The following is a 19,830-nucleotide window of genomic DNA, read 5'->3' on the forward strand; positions in this document are numbered from 1 at the left end:
TCTATCTAGCGGAGGATGTCATTTCTATCTGGGGCTGCGAGTTCCAGTTGAAGCGCGACATTCCTTGGCGCTGAGTATCATTGTTCCTTGGGTGGGGCGAACGCCACCCAAGGAACATCCGACCCCGGCGCCCATAGCCCGATCTGTGCCGTCAAAACTTCTTGGGGTGTCCGATAGGACAGGCATTTCCGCGGAGTGTTGTTCAGCTGGTGACAGACCGCCTGGATCACCATCTCGTCCATCGCCGCAATGTCCGTATCTGATGGCAGATATCGTCGCAGACGGCCATTGAAGTTCTCAACGCCGCCTTTCTGCCAAGGGGTCTTCGGATCACAGAAATAGCTTTCGATTCCGAGCTCGGTCCGGAGCCTCCTGTAGGCTGCAAACTCCGTGCCTCGATCAAAAGTGATAGTCTGGCGAAGCGTAGAGGGAAGGGGGCCAAGTTGGGCACAGATCCCTCCCATGATCGCAACTGAGCCCCTATCCGGATTTCGCCAAAGCACCGCAAACCGGCTCGTTCGCTCGACCAGGGAGGTGAGGTTGGCTTTGCCGTAGATCTGGCGGAAAGCAACGAGATCGCCTTCCCAATGGCCAAATGCGGCGCGCAGCGCGATCTCGGGGGGACGGTGCTTGATACCGTTGAGCAGCGGGATTTGCACACCTCGAGGCTTGCGGCCACCACGCGGGCGACGACGACGACGCGCCCACGGCAACAATCGGGATAACCCTAGGCGTCGACCTTCCGTCCCATAGACGTATTGGTAGATTGTCTCATGGCTGACGCGCGGTTGCTGGGCGGTCAGGCGCATTCGTCCAGCAATTTGCTCTGGAGACCAACGCCGCCGAAGGCCTTGGACGACATCCGCGGCTAACTCCATGTTGCGTTCAAGCTTACGACCAGCAGCCCGGCGACGGCGGGCTCTTTTGTGTGCGACGACGGGGAAATAGCCACGAAACCACGCTTCCTCATCGTGCATAAAATAGCGGCGCAGCTCCCGGTAAATAGTAGATCGATGCCGTCCGAGCCGAGCTGCAATCTCGCAAACCGGGACGGCGGCATCCCTCATTTTCGCCAAAGCTTCACGCTCATCGTAATAGATGACGATAGCTGTCCGTCATAGACTTTCCTCCGAGAGGGCACAAAGCCCAGAAATCCTCGGAATTCGCACTTCGATCTAGAACCCACCAGCTTACACCGTAAAAAACAGATACTATTTATTAAGTTAAATCGTAACGCGCGAATGGACAGCAGCCGCCTAGCTGAAACCATGTGGGGCTGGGAGAAAGCCCGGTTTTCAAGAGGGCATATTCGAAACCTTGCAGATAGAACCGGCCGCTGTGAGGGTGAATTGGCGAGCGCCTTGGCGCGTCGTAGGCTGATCACGTCCAAACTCTTACGCGCGCTGCTTTGGGTTGTCGCAGCAGCGTTAGGTGGCGCGACATTTCTCCTGTTTGCCTTCTTAGCAACAAACATCGTCGGGCGCCGACGCCATGTTCGCTAACCACCCCTCTCAGCCGCGAACGAACCTGGTCAGCAAAGCCGGATCTCGGAATGCCAAAACGACCGCTGAAGGTTGCGAATGGGCGCGTAGCCGACCGGCAGCCGTACGACTGGCGAAGGACCGGTTCCAGCGTGTGCTGCCAGACCGCCTTCTGATAAGCTGAAATTGTAGCGGTCTTTGGCGCCTTCGCCTTGGTCGCGCAGGTTCATCATAGTTCGGCAGCGAGTGCAGCATGACGCGATCGCACAATCTGGAGAACTGCCTCGGCCGTTTCGCTCGCCGATGCGGACTCCTGCACTATCGGTGGCAATGCGATCACGTCCATGGCCTCTCCAAGCGCCGCCAGTAAATTTTCGATGATTTCGCGGGCCTTGCGGAGCGGGAGATCGATCGTTCGCGCGCACGTCTCGAAGTCAGCCAGATGCAACCGGTCGTCCTTGCCGGCGAGCTTCAAGGCCATGTGATCGTTGTGCAGCCCCGGAAAGACGCGCGTGGTAAGGGCATCGTAGAGCGGTGCCATCCGGACACTCTCAAACACCCGTGCGCGCGGTGCCGCGATTTTGAGCATCGCGATATTCTTCAAGTGCATGTCACCGTCGGCAATCAGCCAAGAAAAAAGCGCGCGCCCGAAAAGCTCCGCGATGTCTTCGGTGGGATCCGTCGACAGGGCGCGAAGCGCGCGTGCCATGCGCTCGATAGTACCTTTGTACTTGTCTTCCGCGGGTACGCCCAAGATCGAGCAAAAATCCTCCATGGCGAGCCGGCGCGGATCGCTGCCATTCTCACGAATGTCGAAACGCTCGACGACCAGCGCCGGTGCCATCCCGTCCGGCATGACAGTGAGCGCGGCCTCGGCTGACGTGAAGCCAGCCATTCGTCCAAGCTCAATGCATAACCATTCCACTACCGGCATCTGTTCGAATCCCGAAGTGCCAGCGGGTTTGAGAATATGAGTGAAGGGTAGATCGGTCGCGGGCAGCAGTGTACCGTCGTGGCGCAGATGCATCGGTGCCTTGATCTGGACTCCCGACAAGCGCGGCGTTGTACCGGTGGCGAAAATCCGTGCGAGATTGGTCTCGAAGCTTTCCTCGAACGCTCCGCGGGAAGGGCCGCCGTAGGTTCCGGTGAACATGCCGTGCTCCTTGAAGTCACCAAGGCGCCCCGCAAGAATATCCGCTGGCAGTGAGGCCAGTTCATGAGCGTCTACGCCAATGGTGATATTCGACATGTACCGTTTGCCGTGACGCAGAGTCGAGCGTTGGTCTTCATCACGCAACACGTGGGCGAGCCACCCCTCGGGCAACAGGGATTCGATAAATGGCGGCAGCGTACCGGGTAGCGTTTCGCGGATGAGCGGTGGGGTCGTAATCTTGCCGGGCGACCAGCGCCATTCATGGCCGTCATGAGCGAGCATGCCGAGGGGGCTACCGTGCCAGGCCACGAGCAGAGAGAACGCGGCGTGGTTGATCGCAGGAGCCGCGCTATCGATGCCCCCTCGCAGATAGCGCTCGGCACTCTCACCCTCGCGGAACCAATCATTTGCGCGTGCTAGCACCCACAGAGCGTCTGCCACTGCGTCGTTCGAACCATATTCCGCGATGAGCCGCTCGGCCGTCGCGCGGCGCTGCTCCTCATTGAGTGCATTTGCCTGCTCGCTGCGCAGCCGGAAGGCTTCTAGCATGCGCTGCTCGGGCGAGGAGACCGAAAGGGTGAAATCGCCAAGCGAGTCGCCGATGACTGCCCTGTCGAGCGAGGGCCTGGGTGGTGCCTGAGTCTGGATGATTTCGAGCGAGCGCAGCCGCGTTCGCTGGTTGCGCCGACCTCCCAGGAAAAGTCGGCCGTCGAGGGTCGGGCCAAGCAAGGCCGCGCTGGCGGAACTCAGATAGGCGGCGGGGTACAGGTAATGGGCTATACGGACAGCGTGCGCACGCAGAATGGCGTCGGCGTTCGCTTCTGCATCCACGTAGATACCGCGATAGACTTGGAGGATATCGCCGTCTCGCCCCCGTCGAAAGGCGGTCTGAGCATCTATATCCTCGCCAACCAGATAGAGGGTCATAAATTATTCCGCATGTCAGATGCGGGATAATTTCATACGAAAGCGTCGTTATGTCAACCAATATGACGCATTTGAAATGCGTGAAAATTTCAACCGAGGTATGGGGGCGTTGGATCGCCCAGAGGGTCGCTTCGACATCGAGGAAATTGCGATCGACACGCCCAAGGGGCGCGAGGTCCTCGTCCAGGTGAAGGCTAGCGGCCTGTGCCATTCCGACCTCCATCTCGCCGAGGCGGATTTCGGCACCCCGCTGCCGGCAGTCTTGGGCCCCGAGCCGACATTCCGCACACCACACCAGGCAGTGTCATTTCTATCTAGCGGAGGGGTGTCATTTCTATCTGGGGCTGCGAGTTCCAGCTGAAGCGCGACATTCCTTGGTGCTGAGTATCATTGTTCCTTGGGTGGGGCGAACGCCACCCAAGGAAAATCCGACCCCGGTGCCCATAGCCCGATCTGTTCCGTCGAAACTTCTTGGGGTGTCCGATAGGACAGGCATTTCCGCGGAGTGTTGTTCAGTTGGTGACAGACCGCCTGGATCGCCATCTCGTCCATCGCCGCAATGTCCGTATCTGGTGGCAAGTATCGTCGCAGACGGCCATTGAAGTTCTCAACGCCGCCTTTCTGCCAAGGGGCCTTCGGATCACAGAAATAGCTCTTGATCTCGAGCTCGGTCCGGAGCCTCCTGTAGGCTGCAAACTCCGTGCCTCGATCAAAAGTGTTGGTCTGGCGAAGCGTAGAGGGAAGGGGGCCAAGTTGGGGACAAATCCCTCCCATGATCGCAACTGAGCCCCTATCCGGATTTCGCCAAAGCACCGCAAACCGGCTCGTTCGCTCGGCCAGGGAGGTGAGGTTGGCTTTGCCGTAGATCTGGCGGAAAGCAACGAGATCGCCTTCCCAATGGCCAAATGCGGCGCGCAGCGCGATCTCGGGGGGACGGTGCTTGATACCGTTGACCAGCGGGATTTGCACCCCTTGAGGCTTGCGGCCACCACGCGGGCGACGACGACGACGCGCCCACGGCAACAATCGGGATAACCCTAGGCGTCGACCTTCCCTCCCATAGAAGTATTGGTAGATTGTCTCATGGCTGACGCGCGGTTGCTGGGCGGACAGGCGCATCCGTCCAGCAATTTGCTCTGGAGACCAACGCCGCCGAAGGCCTTGGACGACATCCGCGGCTAACTCCATGTTGCGTTCAAGCTTACGACCAGCAGCCCGGCGACGGCGGGCTCTTTTGTGTGTGACGTTGGGGAAATAGCCACGATACCACGCTTCCTCATCGTGCATGAAATTGCGGCGCAGCTCCCGGTAAATAGTAGATCGATGCCGTCCGAGCCGAGCTGCAATCTCGCAAACCGGGACGGCGGCATCCCTCATTTTCGCCAAAGCTTCACGCTCATCGTAACGTAGATGGCGATAGCTGTTCGTCATAGACTTTCCTCCGAGAGGGCACAAAGCCCAGAAATCCTCGGAATTCTCACTTCAATCTAGACCCCACCGGCTTACAACCGTAAAAAACAGATAATAAGAATTATGTTAAATAGCGATGATTTATGCCGATGCGGAGCCTGATATCGCTGCGGAGACGGTAAATGGAAGTCCCATTGAGCGCCACGCCCAAGGGCAATGGATTTCAGGCAAGGATTGCGCTGCCCGACGGCGTTTCGATCAGCTCGGCGGAATCCTTTCCGGCCAAAGCTGAAGCTATCGTCGCAGCGGCGGATTGGAAGCCGGCTCTCTTGCCGGCTGACGATCAGCGGCGGAGCACCGCGAGCGCCTCGGCATCACGGTATAGACCGCTTCACGCTGCGCGCCGCGGTTCTGATGATCGACGCGGAAGCCCTGACAATTGCGACGCAGTAGCCTGACCCTGCAGAGATCCGAAACCGCACGGCTCACGTTGCACCGTCCGGAGCGCCGCACCCGCTCATGAACCTTTCTTCGAGGACTCTGTCAGCTTCCGCCAGATCGATCGGAAGTGCCTCGGCTAGCTAAGCGCGGACCGCCTCCATGGTCGATCGACGGCGAGCATCCCGCCGCGCCATCGGCACAGGCGCGTCGCACAGCCACCCCCCTCCTCTCCTCGGCCGTTCGGCCCAGTAAGGCGCGCCAGCGCCGCTCCAACGGGCGCCACTGCGGCACCGTCGGTTGGCTTCGGGTCATCTTTGAGCTGTCCTGGGGTATCAGGCCCCTGGCCGTGACGCCGGCGAGCGCCACAGGGCGATGATGTCCTGCATCTCCTCGGCAAATCCGAGGCTGTCGATATAGACTGCACCGCGATCGGTCTGGCCCAGGAAGCCGATGACGGTCGTGATGTCATTGGCGATCGCCACGTCGAGCCCGAAGATGTCGGCTATCTGGAGTGCCCAAGGTCGGGCCCGCTCCACTAGGCCATCAGTAAATCGGCGACGCGTTTCGACTGCCCGGTGTCGGTCATCGCGATCGGGATCAGCCGCGCCAGCGCGGCCCGCACTGAATCATAGTCGGTCGGAACCGGACGTCATCGACCTTCTTCCCGCTGCGGCTCAGACACCTTCGTAGTCGATCGAGAGGCTGACCGCGAGCTTCTGGATTTCACCATGGCAGATGGGATCCGCGATATCGCGCTTGCTCAAGCCCTCGAGGATATCATCCGGCACACGATCGCCGAACAGGAGCACCGCGAACTCGGGACCATATTGGTAGGACGTATAATAGAGACCTTCGGCGGACGGGCAGACAACGTGAATTTTTTCCGCCCAGCCCCGCTTGACGGGGTAGGAACTACGCGGACCGGCCAGCAGGGCGTTGCCATTTACGCCGATCTTGCGTTGACCCGTGATCGTGATGCTGACGAGGTTGAGGTCATGCTGCGTGCGCACGTGACTATGACCACCTCGCAAAGCAGCACGAAACGGAGCGCTCGCACGCTTGCGGAGGTCGCCATGGCGACAATGGGCGCAGAGCAGCCGCCTTGCTGTAGGGGTCCCCGATACACCATTTCCACCGAGGGACTGATGGTCATCCGCGCCTCACAAGGACAGCTCCTCGTCGCCGCATGGCCGAAGGAAGATAAGGGGTTGCGCCCCTTCGTTTCGTATCGGTGGGGTAGAACAAAGGGAGCCTGACACGTCAGGGGGACAAAGCCACCCTGGCGCGTCAGTTACGCAAAAGATCAGAATCCGTCGCGGGTCATGGCCATGACGTCGATGAAGCGTCCCCGCGCATCGAACCTGCAACGAAAACGCTTGATCCCGTTACGCCCCTGATCGGCTGTCCCGTCGATCATGATACCGGCCGCGTTCGCTATGGCGGGGCTGGTCCGGATGTAATTGGGCCGCACGCCGTACTGCTGAGAGGCCTCGCCTCGGCAATAAGCCGGCCTGTTGCCGGCCGATATCGCCGCACCCGAGCCGACTGGCCCCGGTGCGGTTCCGACGCTACCGGGCCGGGTTTTCACGCCGACCGTAAGGCTGAACGTCGCCCGCTCACCTCGCCTCGCGGCGCTGCGGATCAGGTAAACCCTGACGCGGTAGTCGCCCGAGTCCTTGAGCCGACCGTCGAACCGGCTACCTGTGATAGAGCCGTTGAAAACTGCTTCCTCGGAGCGCGGGGGCAGAACATTGAAGTAGGCCGACGTACTGCTCGTTTGCATTGACACGGACATGGATTGGCCGGCACGCGCGCCGACGATGTAATCCACAGTGTCGTAGCCTTTGAGGGAACCGCGAATGGTCGACGAGGTGGCACCTCTGGCAAACTGGACGCGTTCGCTCCTTATTGGCGATTGCGCCGTGACGGGCATAGCTGCGGTCACGACCGCGAGGGCAACGATGGCTCCATGCTTCCATTTCATGAGCATTCTCCCAAAGCCAGTCGGGCCGGGTACACCGGTCCGGGCCGAATCTTAGAAGCGGCGGTGATCGTCGCCGTCAATGAGGTCGCAAGATCCGCTGAATGCGTAAGGATCGACCCCGCGAATGCTGATCTGGCCGCTCCGGCGGTTGATCGTGACGGTGGGCTTGTTCATGCCATTGAGCCGATACTTCGCCCGGATCACATCGGGGCCCATCTCGACGTCGTACAGGTCCCACCAGCCATCGTTACCCCGGCTGTTGATCGGCGGGACAAGCTTCTTGGGAAGGCGGATATGCCCTCCGCCTGGCCAGAACTGCAGCGAAACCGAAGCGTCGAACTGCTGTCCGGTCATCTCCGTACGGTTACCGTAATCATAGCGCTCGGTACGGCTGTTCCACGAATATCCGTAGGTCGTGGCAAAGCCCGGCCGCTGGCCATCGCCGAAACACACGAGGCCCAAATCGACGTTCTGGCCATCAACCTGATATCGGCCCTGCCCGCGGTCGCGATCTTCCACATAGCTGGGAGACTGGCGTTGATTGGAGGATGCCCCCCCGTAGTTGTAGCTCTGGGTGGGACGATAGCTGCTGCCCTCGCTCGATCCGCGATGCTCTTCACGCTGGCCGCAGTCCGGGGCGGGCGAGGATGTGATCGAATCGTAACGCCCATCCATCGTCGCCACGGTGACGCACTGCCGGCTGGAGGAGTTCCACCAGTAGGAGTAGCTGCGATCATCGCTTTTTTGGGTTTTGACGAAGGTATAGCCACGCGCCGCCATCTGGGTCTCGGCACCCGCAGCTCGTGCGCCTACCAGGTCGTTCAATGCAGAAGGGGTCTGCGCTTGCGCGATCCCGATCATGTTGGCCAGCACGAATGCCGAAGCGGAAATGATTGCCCTGCTCATTCTTGTCGCCTTCCAACTTTTATATTTGTTGTTAAAGCACTCACGCCTTTAAACGCTCCATATCATGGAAGCGGTATGACACCATCCATGATCGTGAGGTGCCCGCGCTGACCATCATCGCAAGGCAGGCATCCCCCCTGCGCACATTGTAGTGCAGCTACGAGCAAGCTCGATTAGCAAGTTCGAAGCTCCGTACTTGCGCGAAGCACGTTCGGCAGCGTGGTCGGCCGTCCCTGCGCCCATCACCGTAACGTCTGTCCGCAGAGTTATCGACTAGGCTCTGTGGTCATTCATGGGTGGGTGCTTCCTATCGATTGGTAGAGGTATTTGCAGGGATCAACCGTGTCGCGCCCGGTGTTGGTCGAGTGTCTTTTGGATCGCTGAGAGCGCGCGGCTCAGTTCATCGCTCCATCCGTCTGGCGGCAAGTGACGCACGGCGGAATGAGCGGCGCAGACAATCGAAGTAGTTGCCCACTTTTCAGCCAAATCGTGTGTCCATGCGACGAAATCGTCGACGGCACCGTGACGATGCTGCAGCGCTTTTCCCAGCATAGGATGAAAGCGGAGCCGCGACTGGGGAAGAACGCTGCCCAGCGAGCCGGGCATTGCAAGCACCATAAGCGTATCGTCGACGTGGACGATACTACTCGGTCGGTGCCGGACGAGAACGGAAGCCGCATGCACGCCGTCGTCGCTAGTCACGAGATCAAGCCCGGCAGGAATCGACAAGTCCAGATCCTCGAACGTAGCTTGGGTTGCCACGTCCTCAATAGTCTCCTTTTCCCAGGGCAGTTCCGGTGCCTGTTCGCGATGCCGCCGCGTGCCAAACAACTTCGCGCGGGGCGCCAGTTCATGGGCGGCCGTGCAATGCAGAGTGTGAAAGGGATGAACGTTGATAATCGTGTCAATCTCGGCGCCGTTTCCGGTTAATTCCAGCAGTGCCTCGCGGTCAGCGCCTGAGACACCATAGCTGTCGATCAACGTGAAACGCCCGCCGTTCCGGCGCACCAATGACATTTGCGTGCCCACTTCGACGATCCTGGCGATCTTGAACGAGCCTCGGAAATTCCAGAAGTTCTCGGCAAGTTGCTTCATGTTCGGCTCGGCTCCAACCCTAACATTGCGATCGATTGACCGAGGGATATGCGTGCAAGTCATGGAAGCCGCCATCGTTCCTCATCAATATGCCCGAAAATGCGCAAAGGCCGCACGCCGTATTGCAACAGGAAGGAGTTGCGAGACATTGGCCGGAAATCTCGAACATGGCTGGGTTGGCACTCGACGGACTTTGATTCACCCTGTTCGAACTGTCCGGCGCGCCCGGCTCGCCCCGCTATTTTCGAGCCCGATGTCGGAAAGGCCTCCCAACATGGAGCGGTTGGTCAGGCGTCGATATTGCGTTCCGATTTGGTAAGGTTCGGAAACGGTGGGTGTCGGCCAACTCACGTCGGTCCGGTAGACCACGGTGATTGGCGGTTATCTGCCAAATCATTCATTTAACGGTGTTGAACCGCTCCCACCTTGCGCCGTCTTATCAAATAACGTAGGCGCCTACGTAAACTTTTGTGGGTGGGATTTATGGCAAGTTTTTATCTTCCTATTTTCCGTGCACCGATGAGCCGGCGAACAATGCTCGCGGCCTCCATCTTCGGTGCTGCGGCCCCCGCGCTGGCGAAGTCGGATAACGACCCACTGGAACGGTTTCTCAAGAAGCAGCTGGAAGGTGCCGCGATCCCCGGCATGGCGATAGGTGTCGCCAAGGCAGGCGAAGTAACGCTGATGCGGGGTTATGGCTTTGCTGATATTGCGCAGCATCGGCAAGTCACTACCGATACGATATTCCATCTCGCTTCCGTGACCAAGACTGTGACGGCCACGGCGATAATGATGCTCGTTGAAGCAGGCCATATCAATCTTGATGCGCCGATCAGCGGCTATCTCGATTTCAAGGTCATCAATCCGGCTCATCCCGATTCCGCGATTACAGTTCGGCATCTGCTGACCCATGTGTCGAGCCTTTCCGATCAAACATATTACCAAGTCGATTTCCGAACGATCGGGATGGATTCGCCGCTACCGCTCAGGGCTTTTTTGACGGACTATCTCGTATCTGGGGGCACCTACTATACAGCTGCTGGCTGTTTTTCGTCGGCTGCCCCGGGCGCGGTCTATGACTATTGCAATGTTGGTTACGCGCTACTGGGCTATATTGTGGAGCAAGTCGCGGGCCAAGATTTGCGCACGTTCACCCAAGAGCGAATGTTCACGCCCCTTGGCATGCGCCCCGTTTCCTGGCGCATTGCAGATGTGCCTCCACAATTAGCCGCCACCCCCTACGAGGTCGTGGATGGTCGGGCAGTCGCCACCCCAGCCGTCGGCTTCCCGGACTATCCGGTGGGCATGCTCCGCGCCTCCATCGCCAGCTTCATGCCCTTTGTCGCGGCGGCGGCAAATGGCGGAGCGTCCTACAAGGCCCGGATCTTGTCGTCCGCCAATCAGGCCCAAATGCTGACCATGACAGTTCCGTCCGGCCTGCCGTCGTGGGTAAGTGGGCAAGGACTGGGCTGGATGGAATCCAATAGCCATGGCAAGCGCTTGATCAATCACTGGGGCGGCGATCCCGGCGTGTTCACCGCTGTCTATCTGGACCCCGTCACAACCACCGGTGTGGCGGTCTTCACGAACATGTCGGCCACTCCTGCGAGCAAGAACGCCATCAAGAGTATAGCCGAGCATCTTCTGACAGGACCATTTGCATGACAGAGAAGCGGAAGGATTATAGCCGTGCCGCGGGCGCGGCCGCCTTGGGTGCGCGCCTACGCCGCTTATCCGAACGACTTGATCGTGAAACGGCGGAGATTTATGTCGCGCGAGGCATTCGTTTCGAGCAACGATGGTTCGGTGTTCTCAATCAGATCGTTCTGAATGGGCCGATGACAGTCGGCGACATCGCAGAGGCGCTTTGCATCACCCATGTATCGGTGAGCCAAGCGAGACGGGCGCTTGAGAGCGCCGGTTTGATCCAGATGGCCGGCGACAAGGCCGATGCGCGGCGTCGCCTCATCTCTCTATCTGCCCAGGGCGATGCTCTGGTCGCCGCCCTGGCGCCACTCTGGGCTGCTCTGAGTGAAAGCGCCAAGGAACTGGATGCCGAGGCTGGCCATCTCGTGCCATTGTTGGACCGCTTGGAAGACGCACTCGATGCGCGCGCCCTATCGGACCGCGTCGCTGCTCGCCTCGGCGTTTAGATATGAGCCGTCGTTTCCTATTCTGAGCGACGGGCCGGTTGGCGAAGGAATTTGACCCGCTCGGCAATCGGATTTGGCTTGGTGCAATCAGCGCTGGGATTTCTCATTCCGAGCACTGGAAAATCGTCGTCGGGTGGCAAAAAGTGGCGAGATGGTGTGCAGGGCCGCTCTCAGCCGTACGCTGGCATCCAACCGTCAACTGGCGAGCGACAAATTGCCGTTCGTCAGTCGACTCTTCCAGACTGTCGAAGCCGATTTCTACTCCCCAGGTGGGGACGTCCCGCTTATCCGCGAAGGCTGTCCTTGCTCGGCGGTTGGCTTAGCCATCCGTTGACAGGGTCAGGCCCTCCCATTCATCGATCTCACGTTCCATGTGCTTGTATCGTTCGCGTACCAGGCGCAGGGCATCGCTACCCAGCAGCAACTGCGGTGGCGGCGCGTCGGCATCGACCAGGGCGAGGACAGCTTGGGCGAGCTTGGCTGGATCGCCCACCTGTTTACCGCTCTTCTCCATGCGCGCAGCCCGGATCGGATCGAACTGGGCGTCGTAGTCGGCGATCACGCGGGAGCTTCGGACCATCGATCGTCCCGCCCAATCTGTGCGGAAGGAGCCTGGGCACAGGGCCGTGACATGGACGCCAAAGGGAGCCATTTCCGCGCGCATCACTTCGGAAATGCCCTGAAGAGCAAACTTGCTGCCGCAGTAGTAGGCAATCCCCGGCATGGTAATCATCCCGCCCATGGAAGTCACGTTGACGATGAAGCCGCGGCGACGTTCGCGAAAGCGCGGCAGCAAGGCCTTGGCGACCGCCACCGCTCCGAAGACGTTGACGTCGAACTGACGGCGCATTTCCTCGAGCGGGGATTCCTCGATTACACCTTCATAGCCATAGCCCGCGTTATTGATGAGAATATCGATCGGACCATGATCGCTGTCGGCTCGATCGACAATTCCGGCAACCGTCTCGAACTGGGTAACGTCGCACAAGACCGTCACGACCTCGGGCAGACGCTCAGCCAGGCAATTTCGTGCTGCCTCGGATCGAACCGTGCCGATTACCCGATGGCCGGCCTCCAGCGCGGCTTGGGCGATTGCAAAGCCGAATCCGGAATTTGCTCCGGTTATGAAGAAAGTGTGTCGCGACATGGCGTTGTTCCTGCTGGTTGCGTTTCTGCTTTGCCAAATGGTACAATCGTCCTCATTCGAAAACGGCAGTTTCTCTGAGTTTCTTGCTCAATCCTATGATACGATTCCCGGAACATGACTGATCTTGTCGAAATTGCGGCCGAGCTCGCGCCGCGGCATGGGTACAATTCGACTGGCCTTCCCGGCCTGCGCATCCTACGTTCGGAAGCCATGCTTGAGGACGTGCCGGTGCTCTACCGGCCCGGAGCCGTCTTTGTCTTACAAGGATCAAAGCAGGGATTTCTCGATGGCAATGTGTATCGCTACGATGCCGATCATTACCTCGCCATCTCGGTGCCCGTGCCATTTCGCATGGCCTCACAGGCGGATGCAGGCAGCCCCTTGGTCGCCCTCTATCTCGATTTCGACCTTCCTCTCGCGGCCGAGATCGCCGCAGTGATGGCCAAGGCGGACGCGTCGCACGCCCGCGAGCAAGCACGCAGTCTGGTTTCAAGTCCAATGGAGCCCTCCATTCGCGATGTACTGCGACGGTTGCTGGTGGCTCTGCACTCCCCGCAGGAGTGCGCTATCCTGGGTCCCGGGCTTATCCGTGAATTGCATTTTCGCGTGATGACGGGGCCGCAAGCTCGGCCGCTATTGGCCGCACTTCACCACGAAGGGGCGGCGGACCGGGTCGTGAAGAGCCTGTCAGAGATCCGCGAACGCTTTCACGAGAAACTTACCGTTCCCGCCCTGGCTAAGGCTGCGGGGATGAGTGTTGCTTCGTACCATTCCGGATTCAAGGCTCTCACCGGAAGTTCGCCCATTCAGTACATCAAGGCCATGCGCTTGCACGAGGCGCGCATGATGATCGCGCGGCGCGAAGCTCCCATAGCGACGGTCGCGATGCAGGTCGGCTATGCCAGCCCAGCGCAGTTCAGCCGGGATTTCAAACGTCATTTCCATCGCAATCCAAGCGATGAGGCCCTCTGGCTGCGTGAGCACATCGGCGAGGCCTCGCAGGTATGGGAAACTGCGACCAGATGACGCTGTTCACTGATCGTCGTGTGGACGGCAGCCCATGCCAAGACCTTCCGTTCACCTAACTTGCAAGCCCGTTCCGCTCTACGAACCTTAAAGCCAAATTCTCCTCCAGTTCGCTATGTCTTTGCGGCAGCGTCGCTGGTTTCTTAATCAGAAGGATCGCTCGCGATTTCAAAAACAGTGTTCGCCATCGTAAGCCCGTTGACGATGAGCTCGACCTCATGGCAGCCGGGATGATGGCGCCGGGTGCTAAAATCGCGAATGGCCTGGCGAATTTTCAGCGTGGCGATCTGTCCGGCAGGGAGGTCAAATGTCCAGAGCTTGAAGACTTTGGCCGCAGTCTTTCCGCCGGCACGCGCGTAATGGATGCGATAATCGACGACCAAGCGTTGATCCTGTGCGGAGGTGGAGGTCAGTTCGGCATCGATCACGATTGTGTCGCCTAGCCGAACTATGTGAGGTTCAATCGAAAAGCGGCGTACCATTACCGAGGCTCCGTGTTTGACGCCGATGAGAGCAAGAGCCCGAGGTTCGCCCTTCTTGATCAAGGTCCGCAATGCATGACGGATGATCCAGACTGTGTGAGGATCATCGATCGGCCATTCGGATAAGCAATCCAGCAGCCAGTCCGGACGGTCCTTTGCGATATCGTTGAGATGATTGCCGACAGACTTGCACACGTAGGCGCTGGGGTCCGCCTTGAGCGCGTTGAGGATCTGCGCAGCGAGCGTTGGGTCGTCCCTTAGTGCCGGGATGCGCGATGCCCATGGTAACCTTGGCCTGCTACCTTCGCTTGCGAGCCTGCGGACATGTTCGTCGGCGCTGCTGGTCCAGCGCTCCATCACGGCGAGAGTACGTTCAGTATCCTGAAGCAGAAACGGACGAATGGCGAACTCGGCGGATCCGAAGCGAGTCAGATCAGCGAGCGCGCTTAGCGATCTGTCGAAGTCGTCCAGGCCATATCGTGCCACAAACTCGGTGACAGCGACCGCCTGGAAGCCATGGGTGAGGCTTGGCACCATAGCGCGGACGATCTCAAGTGCATCCATATACTGGCGAGGCAGTGCGACGTAGAGGGCATCGGCGATATGGCGCACGCGCTCCATTATCGACAGCGTGTCGAGTCCATCTGACGCAGCGCTGAGAAAACCCGCGTGATCGAAGCGCGACGATACTGACGTTCCAGCATCGGCGATGATGGCAAGCGCCTGCGGACCGAGAATGTCTTTAAGCAAGGCAGGGGTGGTTTTGTCCGTCATTGCAAAGCCGATCTCAGTTTGATTGTCGCTGGGTTGTGTGATGGCATGCCTGCAGCGTGGCTGACGTGCTGGTACCGGCTTCTGACTACGTGAGCCGTCCGGCAGCGAAGTCGCGCGCGAGCGCAATAAAGGCCTGGAAAGCCGCGGACGAATTGCGCCGGTTGGAATAGTAGAGGCAAAAGGGCGCAAGCGTAGGCGTCCAGTCTTCAAGAATGCGCACAAGCCGACCCGCAGCGATGTCTTCACGGACATCGGGTTCCATGAGATAGCCGATGCCGACGCCATTCGTGACAGCAATGCGCGTCAGGAAGGCCTCGTCGAGCGTCATCGGCCCCTCGACGTCGAGCTGAAGTGATTCGCCGTCCTTCTCGAACCGCCATCGGAGCAAAGCGCCATTGGGAAGCCGCCCGCGAACGCAGGGGTACGCAAGCAATTCCAGCGGCATTTGGGGAATCGCTCTGTCTTTAAAAAAGTCAGGAGAGGCGACAACCGCGATACGTTGCATCTGACCCAGTGGTATAGCGATCGCGTCGCTGGGCACCAGATCCGCACGTCGCACACCCAGATCAAACCCCGCCGCCACGACGTCGACCAGTCGCCCCTCGGTGACTAAGTCGATATGAACCTGCGGGTAGCGCTGCATATAGGTCAGAACCAGCGGCACCATGATCTCCCGCGCGGCCGTTGCGAACGCATTGATGCGCAAGGTTCCGGATGGTGTCTCCTGTTGCGACCGCGCCGTATCCATCGCCTTCTGGATGCCTTCGAACGCTGGTTTGATCTGCGCGACAAAGATCCGCCCCGCATGAGTGAGCGACACGCTGCGCGTGGTGCGATTGAATAATCGTACGGCTAGGTCCCGTTCGAGCTTCCCCACAGCATTGCTAATGGCGGTGGTCGACATGCCAAGGTCAAGTGCTGCTGCTCGAAACGAGCCGCATCGCACTATCGCGATAACAGCCTCGAGCTCGATCAGCGACTGGCGACTCATTATCCCGATCCCCGTGATACTGCATGCCGATTTGTCTCGATTATCAGGCGAAAAGTCCATCGCTAAACAGGTCTCATCACCGTCGAGGAGATGAGCATGTCTATGAACTTACCCAAGCCGATCGCCGACTATGTCGAGGCAAACGCCCGTCTCGATATCGAAGGCATGTTGAAACCCTTCCAGCCCGACGCCGTCTTCATCGACAACGGCAATCATTTCGATGGACAGGCGGCAATCCGCCAACTGCTCGAGGAAGAAGTGCTCCCGGCGAAGGCGATCTTCATGCCCGATACCGTCCGAGAAGGAGACGGGGATGTCATCGTCGAAGGCCCCGCTCAAGGTGACTTCCCGGGCAGCCCGCTCCGCTTCACCTATCGATTCACGCTAGCGCACGGCGCCATCAAAACCTTGGAGGTTACAATATGAGCATCAAGGCAGATTCCACAGAGTTCGCCGGCAAGCGCGTGCTCGTCAGCGGTGGGACCAAGGGGCTGGGCAGAGCAACGGTCGAGCGCTTCCTGGCCGGCGGAGCCCGGGTCGTCACCGCCGCCCGTACGAACAAGGATCCCATTGAAGGGGTCGACTATGTGCAGGCGGACCTGACGACTGCGGAGGGTGGCGAAGCGGCGGCCCAAACGGCGATCGAGCGGCTGGGAGGCATCGACATTCTCGTACATGTCATCGGCGGTTCGGCCTCGCCAGCGGGTGGCTTTGCCGCGCTGACGAACGATCACTGGCTCGCAGAGCTAAACCTCAATCTGCTGGCGACGGTCCGACTCGATCGGCTGCTGATCCCGCAGATGCTTGAACGGGGCGAGGGCGTCGTGGTTCACATCACTTCGATCCAGTCCGTCTTGCCGCTGCCCGAATCTACTACTGGCTATGCGGCCGCCAAGTCCGCGCTGAGGACCTACAGCAAATCGATCTCGAAGGAGCTTGGCCCTAAAGGTGTGCGGGTCAACGCCGTCTCGCCCGGCTGGATCATGACGGAGGCCACCGGAGACTTCCTTGAAATGCTTCGGACTGCAAATGGCGGAACGATCGAGGACGCGCGCCAGTCCGTGCTCGACACGTTGGGCGGGATCTCGATTGGACGGGGAGCCCAACCCGAAGAGGTGGCCGACCTCATCGCCTATCTCGCCGCAGACCGTGCTTCAGCGATCCACGGCGCGGAGTTCGTGATCGATGGCGGAACCATCCGCACTGTCTAACGGTGCCATTCGCCGCTCGCCCACGGAAGCCTGTTGGGACAGACTGAACGACCTTCGTCCCGCTCCGCCAGTTGGCTCATTCAAGCCACATCGCATGCTGTCTGGTAGCGGTGGCTAGAAACTAAAGGTATGCTGTTCGCGGGAGAAGAGCATGACCAGCGGCGCTGAAGATTCCGTAATCGATGTCTATCAGCGCCACGGTGTGGCCTGGGCGAGGCTGCGGAGTGATACTTTAGTCGAGACGTCATGGCTTGATCGCTTCTGTGCACGACTCCCTGCCGGGGCAGCGGTGCTCGACATAGGATGCGGTTCTGGCGTGCCGCTCGCACGCGAGTTGATCCGGCGCGGTTTTGACATCACTGGCGTGGACGGCACGCCGACGATGCTGGCACAATTCCAGCGTAATTTTCCAGGGGTCACAGCGCAACTTGCCGATATGCGACACCTCGCCCTTGAGCAACGGTTCGCCGGACTGCTCGCGTGGGACAGTTTCTTCCATCTCTCACCCAAGGAACAGCGAGACATGATCCCGCGCTTCCAGGCACATGCCGCCCGGGGAGCCGTCCTGATGTTTACCAGCGGAGATGCCGAAGGCGAGGCGATTGGCGAACTGGAGGGCGCCCTTCTCTATCATGGCAGCCTCGATCCTGAGGAATACCGAAGCTTGCTTGCCAACGCTGGCTTTTCAGTCATCGCGCACGCCGCAAAAGATGCAGCGTGTGGCGACCGCACCATTTGGCTGGCCCAAAAAAACATCTGATTAGGAGCGGCAGCCCTGGCCGTGCCGGCCGCTGCGCTCGCCACCCGTTTGCGCTACCCCGCGTGAGCGCCGCGCTCGATAGTAACCTATCAGGTGCCGCCGTCCGCGAATAAAAGCGCCCTTCCGTCCACGCATACGCGCCATTCCACTGCTCAGGTCAATGATGTGGGATCCCGATAGCAGCTAGTTCGTCAAGTGCGGTCATACCGCACTTCGGTCATTCAAAAATTCAATCTTCAAAGATTGAGGGCCGCTGGTAGGCCCTTCGCAAGCCTTGGATTGGGCATGGCATCGGAAGGACTGAACACTTGCGCGATTTGAAATGGCATTTCGGCTGCCTGCTCATTTTATTGAGCATCGCCGCCTGTGCAACACCGCGTTCCCCGCACGTCAGTCCGATCGCGCCAGCATCAATTTATATTGCGTTGGGGAGTTCTTACGCCGCTGGGCCTGGCATCACGACTTCAGCGGATGAGCCGCAGAACCGGTGCGCCCGGTCGACGGACAACTACGCGCATATCCTGGCTCGAAAGCTAAATTTGCGGCTCTTCGATGTGAGTTGTAGCGGTGCTACAACCGAACATGTCCTCGGGCCGTGGAAAGAACTGCCACCTCAGATCGAAGCACTGACTGTCGACACCAAGCTAGTCACGGCGACAATCGGTGGTAATGATGTCGGTTATTTCGCAATGCTGTGGTCTGCCTCCTGCACTACGGCTCCATTGCCTGCCGCATCGCGCAACTTCCAATGCCCCTCGCCCCCGGCAGGGGCTGATGCATGGAGAAAGGTTGAGGTCGGTATGCGAGAGATCGCTGCTGAAGTTCATCGCCGGTCGCCTACCGCAAGACTGGTTTTCGTGGATTATCTGTCTGTCCTGCCTGCAATGGGGACATGCGGTAACGCTCCTATGAAGCTGGATAAGGCCCGGAGCATTAGGGCGGTCGCGCAAAGGCTTGCGCGGCTCACCGAACGTGTGGCAGCAGAAACTAAGGCCGACGTGATCCAGGCATCGACATTGTCAGCCCACCACAGTGCCTGCAGCCGCGATCCATGGGTTACGGGTTTCCCGACGGAGAGATCGGCACCGGGTTTCGTACCCTATCATCCCAATAAAAGCGGCATGACCGCTATTGCTGACGTGCTAATGCAGCGGCTTGTCACCGCTCCTGGAACACCATAGTCGCTTGCGGGGAGGTCCAGCGCCGCACTGTCGACTCCGCATCTGCATTTCCAAAACTGTACAGAAACGCAATCCCCGCAATCCAGTTCCAAACCGGTCGAGCCGCTACGGCCGATCCGGACCAGAGCACGCCTCCGCTTCGGGTGATTGTCGCTTGGAGTGAGGTAGCGTAGTGTTACCCGGGGTTTGAGTGCGTCGTCCTTTCGCCGGTCCCGAAGCGGTGCTCGCCTATCTCGCGCGCTACACCCACCGCGTCGCCATCTCGAAGCCCACCTCATCGCCTTCAACGAGAATGGGGTGACCTTCCGCGTCAAGGATTACCGCCGCGACGGTGCCGACCGTCAGCGCGCGATGACGCACGAGACCCACGAGTTTATCCGGCAGTTCCTGACCCACGTCCTGCCTCGGGGCTTCCATCGCATCGCCACTACGGCCTGCTTGCCGGCTCCGCGCGCAAGACCTCGCTTGCCTTGGCCCGTCACCTCCTCGATATTCTCGCGCCCAGCGAGCCGCAGTCCGAGCAGGCTGACGATTCCGGTGTCGGGATCGGCATTTACGCCGCGGTCCTCCAAGCAATGTGGCTCTTCGGCGGCCTTGGAACGCTCGCCGATCCCGCCAATGACATAACCGGACAGCGCCTCTCCGCCGCCGCCTTGTCTTAGCGCGGACGGATCAAGCGGCGCAAACCGCTCTCCGTAAATGCTCGAC

The 19,830-nt window shown here is 59.6% G+C and carries 21 protein-coding genes and 1 pseudogene; 9 read left to right on the forward strand and 13 right to left on the reverse strand.

What is annotated here, in order from left to right:
* Positions 1 to 77: 77 nt before the first annotated feature.
* The 3 genes from ACZ1J6_RS24285 to ACZ1J6_RS24295 form a co-directional block, all read right to left on the reverse strand.
* Complete coding sequence (locus ACZ1J6_RS24285; RefSeq protein WP_465128849.1) at positions 78 to 1,067, reverse strand: IS30 family transposase; 990 nt, start codon at positions 1,065 to 1,067, stop codon at positions 78 to 80.
* 464 nt (positions 1,068 to 1,531) lie between these two features.
* Positions 1,532 to 1,711: a hypothetical protein gene (locus ACZ1J6_RS24290; protein ID WP_465128302.1), complete on the reverse strand. Its 180-nt coding sequence runs from the start codon at positions 1,709 to 1,711 to the stop codon at positions 1,532 to 1,534.
* Positions 1,711 to 3,561 carry a HipA domain-containing protein gene (locus ACZ1J6_RS24295; RefSeq protein WP_465128303.1) on the reverse strand — a complete coding sequence of 617 codons (1,851 nt, stop codon included), beginning with the start codon at positions 3,559 to 3,561 and terminating at the stop codon, positions 1,711 to 1,713. Before ACZ1J6_RS24295 ends, ACZ1J6_RS24290 begins: the two co-directional genes overlap by 1 nt.
* A 19-nt stretch (positions 3,562 to 3,580) precedes the next feature.
* Here ACZ1J6_RS24295 and ACZ1J6_RS24300 point away from each other — a divergent pair, with 19 nt between their 5' ends.
* Positions 3,581 to 3,922 (forward strand): alcohol dehydrogenase catalytic domain-containing protein, encoded by a 342-nt coding sequence (locus ACZ1J6_RS24300; protein WP_465128304.1) that lies wholly within the window; start codon positions 3,581 to 3,583, stop codon positions 3,920 to 3,922.
* Positions 3,923 to 3,948: 26 nt separating this feature from the next.
* Here the strand turns inward: ACZ1J6_RS24300 and ACZ1J6_RS24305 are convergent, their stop codons facing one another.
* The 7 genes from ACZ1J6_RS24305 to ACZ1J6_RS24335 form a co-directional block, all read right to left on the reverse strand.
* Positions 3,949 to 4,992: an IS30 family transposase gene (locus ACZ1J6_RS24305; RefSeq protein WP_465128305.1), complete on the reverse strand. Its 1,044-nt coding sequence runs from the start codon at positions 4,990 to 4,992 to the stop codon at positions 3,949 to 3,951.
* Between the two features lie 752 nt (positions 4,993 to 5,744).
* The gene (locus ACZ1J6_RS24310) at positions 5,745 to 5,894 is read right to left on the reverse strand and encodes a hypothetical protein (protein WP_465128306.1); all 150 of its coding nucleotides are present in this window, start codon (positions 5,892 to 5,894) and stop codon (positions 5,745 to 5,747) included.
* Positions 5,895 to 5,947: 53 nt separating this feature from the next.
* Positions 5,948 to 5,998, reverse strand: coding sequence for a hypothetical protein (locus ACZ1J6_RS24315; RefSeq protein ID WP_465128850.1), 51 nt, complete (start codon positions 5,996 to 5,998; stop codon positions 5,948 to 5,950).
* A gap of 88 nt (positions 5,999 to 6,086) precedes the next feature.
* Positions 6,087 to 6,422: a hypothetical protein gene (locus ACZ1J6_RS24320; protein ID WP_465128307.1), complete on the reverse strand. Its 336-nt coding sequence runs from the start codon at positions 6,420 to 6,422 to the stop codon at positions 6,087 to 6,089.
* 293 nt (positions 6,423 to 6,715) lie between these two features.
* Complete coding sequence (locus tag ACZ1J6_RS24325; protein WP_465128308.1) at positions 6,716 to 7,396, reverse strand: hypothetical protein; 681 nt, start codon at positions 7,394 to 7,396, stop codon at positions 6,716 to 6,718.
* A 51-nt stretch (positions 7,397 to 7,447) separates the two neighbouring features.
* Positions 7,448 to 8,302 carry a hypothetical protein gene (locus tag ACZ1J6_RS24330; RefSeq protein WP_465128309.1) on the reverse strand — a complete coding sequence of 285 codons (855 nt, stop codon included), beginning with the start codon at positions 8,300 to 8,302 and terminating at the stop codon, positions 7,448 to 7,450.
* Positions 8,303 to 8,638: 336 nt separating this feature from the next.
* Complete coding sequence (locus ACZ1J6_RS24335; RefSeq protein ID WP_465128310.1) at positions 8,639 to 9,397, reverse strand: hypothetical protein; 759 nt, start codon at positions 9,395 to 9,397, stop codon at positions 8,639 to 8,641.
* 483 nt (positions 9,398 to 9,880) lie between these two features.
* Between ACZ1J6_RS24335 and ACZ1J6_RS24340 the strand changes: the two genes are divergently transcribed.
* Positions 9,881 to 11,062 carry a serine hydrolase domain-containing protein gene (locus tag ACZ1J6_RS24340; RefSeq protein ID WP_465128311.1) on the forward strand — a complete coding sequence of 394 codons (1,182 nt, stop codon included), beginning with the start codon at positions 9,881 to 9,883 and terminating at the stop codon, positions 11,060 to 11,062.
* Entirely contained in the window at positions 11,059 to 11,550 is a 492-nt protein-coding gene (locus tag ACZ1J6_RS24345; protein ID WP_465128312.1) for a MarR family winged helix-turn-helix transcriptional regulator, read from the forward strand. The genes ACZ1J6_RS24340 and ACZ1J6_RS24345 overlap by 4 nt, the downstream gene beginning before the upstream one ends.
* A 319-nt stretch (positions 11,551 to 11,869) precedes the next feature.
* On the opposite strand, the gene ACZ1J6_RS24350 is transcribed toward ACZ1J6_RS24345, so the two are convergent.
* Positions 11,870 to 12,697, reverse strand: coding sequence for an oxidoreductase (locus tag ACZ1J6_RS24350; protein ID WP_465128313.1), 828 nt, complete (start codon positions 12,695 to 12,697; stop codon positions 11,870 to 11,872).
* Positions 12,698 to 12,811: 114 nt separating this feature from the next.
* On the opposite strand from ACZ1J6_RS24350, the gene ACZ1J6_RS24355 reads away from it, so the two are divergent.
* Positions 12,812 to 13,723 (forward strand): AraC family transcriptional regulator, encoded by a 912-nt coding sequence (locus ACZ1J6_RS24355; RefSeq protein WP_465128314.1) that lies wholly within the window; start codon positions 12,812 to 12,814, stop codon positions 13,721 to 13,723.
* Positions 13,724 to 13,866: 143 nt separating this feature from the next.
* On the opposite strand, the gene ACZ1J6_RS24360 is transcribed toward ACZ1J6_RS24355, so the two are convergent.
* Together ACZ1J6_RS24360 and ACZ1J6_RS24365 are read right to left on the reverse strand one after the other, a co-directional pair.
* Positions 13,867 to 14,979, reverse strand: a complete 1,113-nt coding sequence (locus tag ACZ1J6_RS24360) for a DNA alkylation repair protein (protein WP_465128315.1) — start codon at positions 14,977 to 14,979, stop codon at positions 13,867 to 13,869.
* 85 nt (positions 14,980 to 15,064) lie between these two features.
* Positions 15,065 to 15,970 carry a LysR family transcriptional regulator gene (locus ACZ1J6_RS24365; RefSeq protein ID WP_465128316.1) on the reverse strand — a complete coding sequence of 302 codons (906 nt, stop codon included), beginning with the start codon at positions 15,968 to 15,970 and terminating at the stop codon, positions 15,065 to 15,067.
* Positions 15,971 to 16,066: 96 nt separating this feature from the next.
* On the opposite strand from ACZ1J6_RS24365, the gene ACZ1J6_RS24370 reads away from it, so the two are divergent.
* The 5 genes and pseudogenes from ACZ1J6_RS24370 to ACZ1J6_RS24390 form a co-directional block, all read left to right on the forward strand.
* On the forward strand, positions 16,067 to 16,396 hold the full coding sequence (locus ACZ1J6_RS24370; RefSeq protein ID WP_465128317.1) for a nuclear transport factor 2 family protein: 330 nt from the start codon (positions 16,067 to 16,069) through the stop codon (positions 16,394 to 16,396).
* A complete protein-coding gene (locus ACZ1J6_RS24375) occupies positions 16,393 to 17,181 on the forward strand; it encodes an SDR family oxidoreductase (RefSeq protein ID WP_465128318.1) in 789 nt (262 codons plus the stop codon). Before ACZ1J6_RS24370 ends, ACZ1J6_RS24375 begins: the two co-directional genes overlap by 4 nt.
* A gap of 151 nt (positions 17,182 to 17,332) precedes the next feature.
* The gene (locus ACZ1J6_RS24380; protein ID WP_465128319.1) at positions 17,333 to 17,941 is read left to right on the forward strand and encodes a class I SAM-dependent methyltransferase; all 609 of its coding nucleotides are present in this window, start codon (positions 17,333 to 17,335) and stop codon (positions 17,939 to 17,941) included.
* A 425-nt stretch (positions 17,942 to 18,366) separates the two neighbouring features.
* Positions 18,367 to 19,122, forward strand: coding sequence for an SGNH/GDSL hydrolase family protein (locus ACZ1J6_RS24385; protein WP_465128851.1), 756 nt, complete (start codon positions 18,367 to 18,369; stop codon positions 19,120 to 19,122).
* 193 nt (positions 19,123 to 19,315) lie between these two features.
* Positions 19,316 to 19,649, forward strand: a pseudogene (locus ACZ1J6_RS24390) (transposase); the annotation flags it as partial.
* Positions 19,650 to 19,830: the final 181 nt, after the last annotated feature.

The organism is Novosphingobium sp. BL-S-21 (genome assembly GCF_055521655.1).

What these genes read in the sequence shown, in the direction of transcription:
- ACZ1J6_RS24285 (WP_465128849.1), bottom strand. Translation starts at nt 1,067, where the DNA reads ATGAGGGATGCCGCCGTCCCGGTTTGCGAGATTGCAGCTCGGCTCGGA.
- ACZ1J6_RS24370 (WP_465128317.1), top strand. Translation starts at nt 16,067, where the DNA reads ATGTCTATGAACTTACCCAAGCCGATCGCCGACTATGTCGAGGCAAAC.
- ACZ1J6_RS24305 (WP_465128305.1), bottom strand. Translation starts at nt 4,992, where the DNA reads ATGACGAACAGCTATCGCCATCTACGTTACGATGAGCGTGAAGCTTTG.
- ACZ1J6_RS24330 (WP_465128309.1), bottom strand. Translation starts at nt 8,302, where the DNA reads ATGAGCAGGGCAATCATTTCCGCTTCGGCATTCGTGCTGGCCAACATG.
- ACZ1J6_RS24355 (WP_465128314.1), top strand. Translation starts at nt 12,812, where the DNA reads ATGACTGATCTTGTCGAAATTGCGGCCGAGCTCGCGCCGCGGCATGGG.
- ACZ1J6_RS24380 (WP_465128319.1), top strand. Translation starts at nt 17,333, where the DNA reads ATGACCAGCGGCGCTGAAGATTCCGTAATCGATGTCTATCAGCGCCAC.
- ACZ1J6_RS24325 (WP_465128308.1), bottom strand. Translation starts at nt 7,396, where the DNA reads ATGAAATGGAAGCATGGAGCCATCGTTGCCCTCGCGGTCGTGACCGCA.
- ACZ1J6_RS24375 (WP_465128318.1), top strand. Translation starts at nt 16,393, where the DNA reads ATGAGCATCAAGGCAGATTCCACAGAGTTCGCCGGCAAGCGCGTGCTC.
- ACZ1J6_RS24295 (WP_465128303.1), bottom strand. Translation starts at nt 3,561, where the DNA reads ATGACCCTCTATCTGGTTGGCGAGGATATAGATGCTCAGACCGCCTTT.
- ACZ1J6_RS24340 (WP_465128311.1), top strand. Translation starts at nt 9,881, where the DNA reads ATGGCAAGTTTTTATCTTCCTATTTTCCGTGCACCGATGAGCCGGCGA.
- ACZ1J6_RS24290 (WP_465128302.1), bottom strand. Translation starts at nt 1,711, where the DNA reads ATGAACCTGCGCGACCAAGGCGAAGGCGCCAAAGACCGCTACAATTTC.
- ACZ1J6_RS24335 (WP_465128310.1), bottom strand. Translation starts at nt 9,397, where the DNA reads ATGAAGCAACTTGCCGAGAACTTCTGGAATTTCCGAGGCTCGTTCAAG.
- ACZ1J6_RS24360 (WP_465128315.1), bottom strand. Translation starts at nt 14,979, where the DNA reads ATGACGGACAAAACCACCCCTGCCTTGCTTAAAGACATTCTCGGTCCG.
- ACZ1J6_RS24300 (WP_465128304.1), top strand. Translation starts at nt 3,581, where the DNA reads ATGCGGGATAATTTCATACGAAAGCGTCGTTATGTCAACCAATATGAC.
- ACZ1J6_RS24365 (WP_465128316.1), bottom strand. Translation starts at nt 15,970, where the DNA reads ATGAGTCGCCAGTCGCTGATCGAGCTCGAGGCTGTTATCGCGATAGTG.
- ACZ1J6_RS24345 (WP_465128312.1), top strand. Translation starts at nt 11,059, where the DNA reads ATGACAGAGAAGCGGAAGGATTATAGCCGTGCCGCGGGCGCGGCCGCC.
- ACZ1J6_RS24350 (WP_465128313.1), bottom strand. Translation starts at nt 12,697, where the DNA reads ATGTCGCGACACACTTTCTTCATAACCGGAGCAAATTCCGGATTCGGC.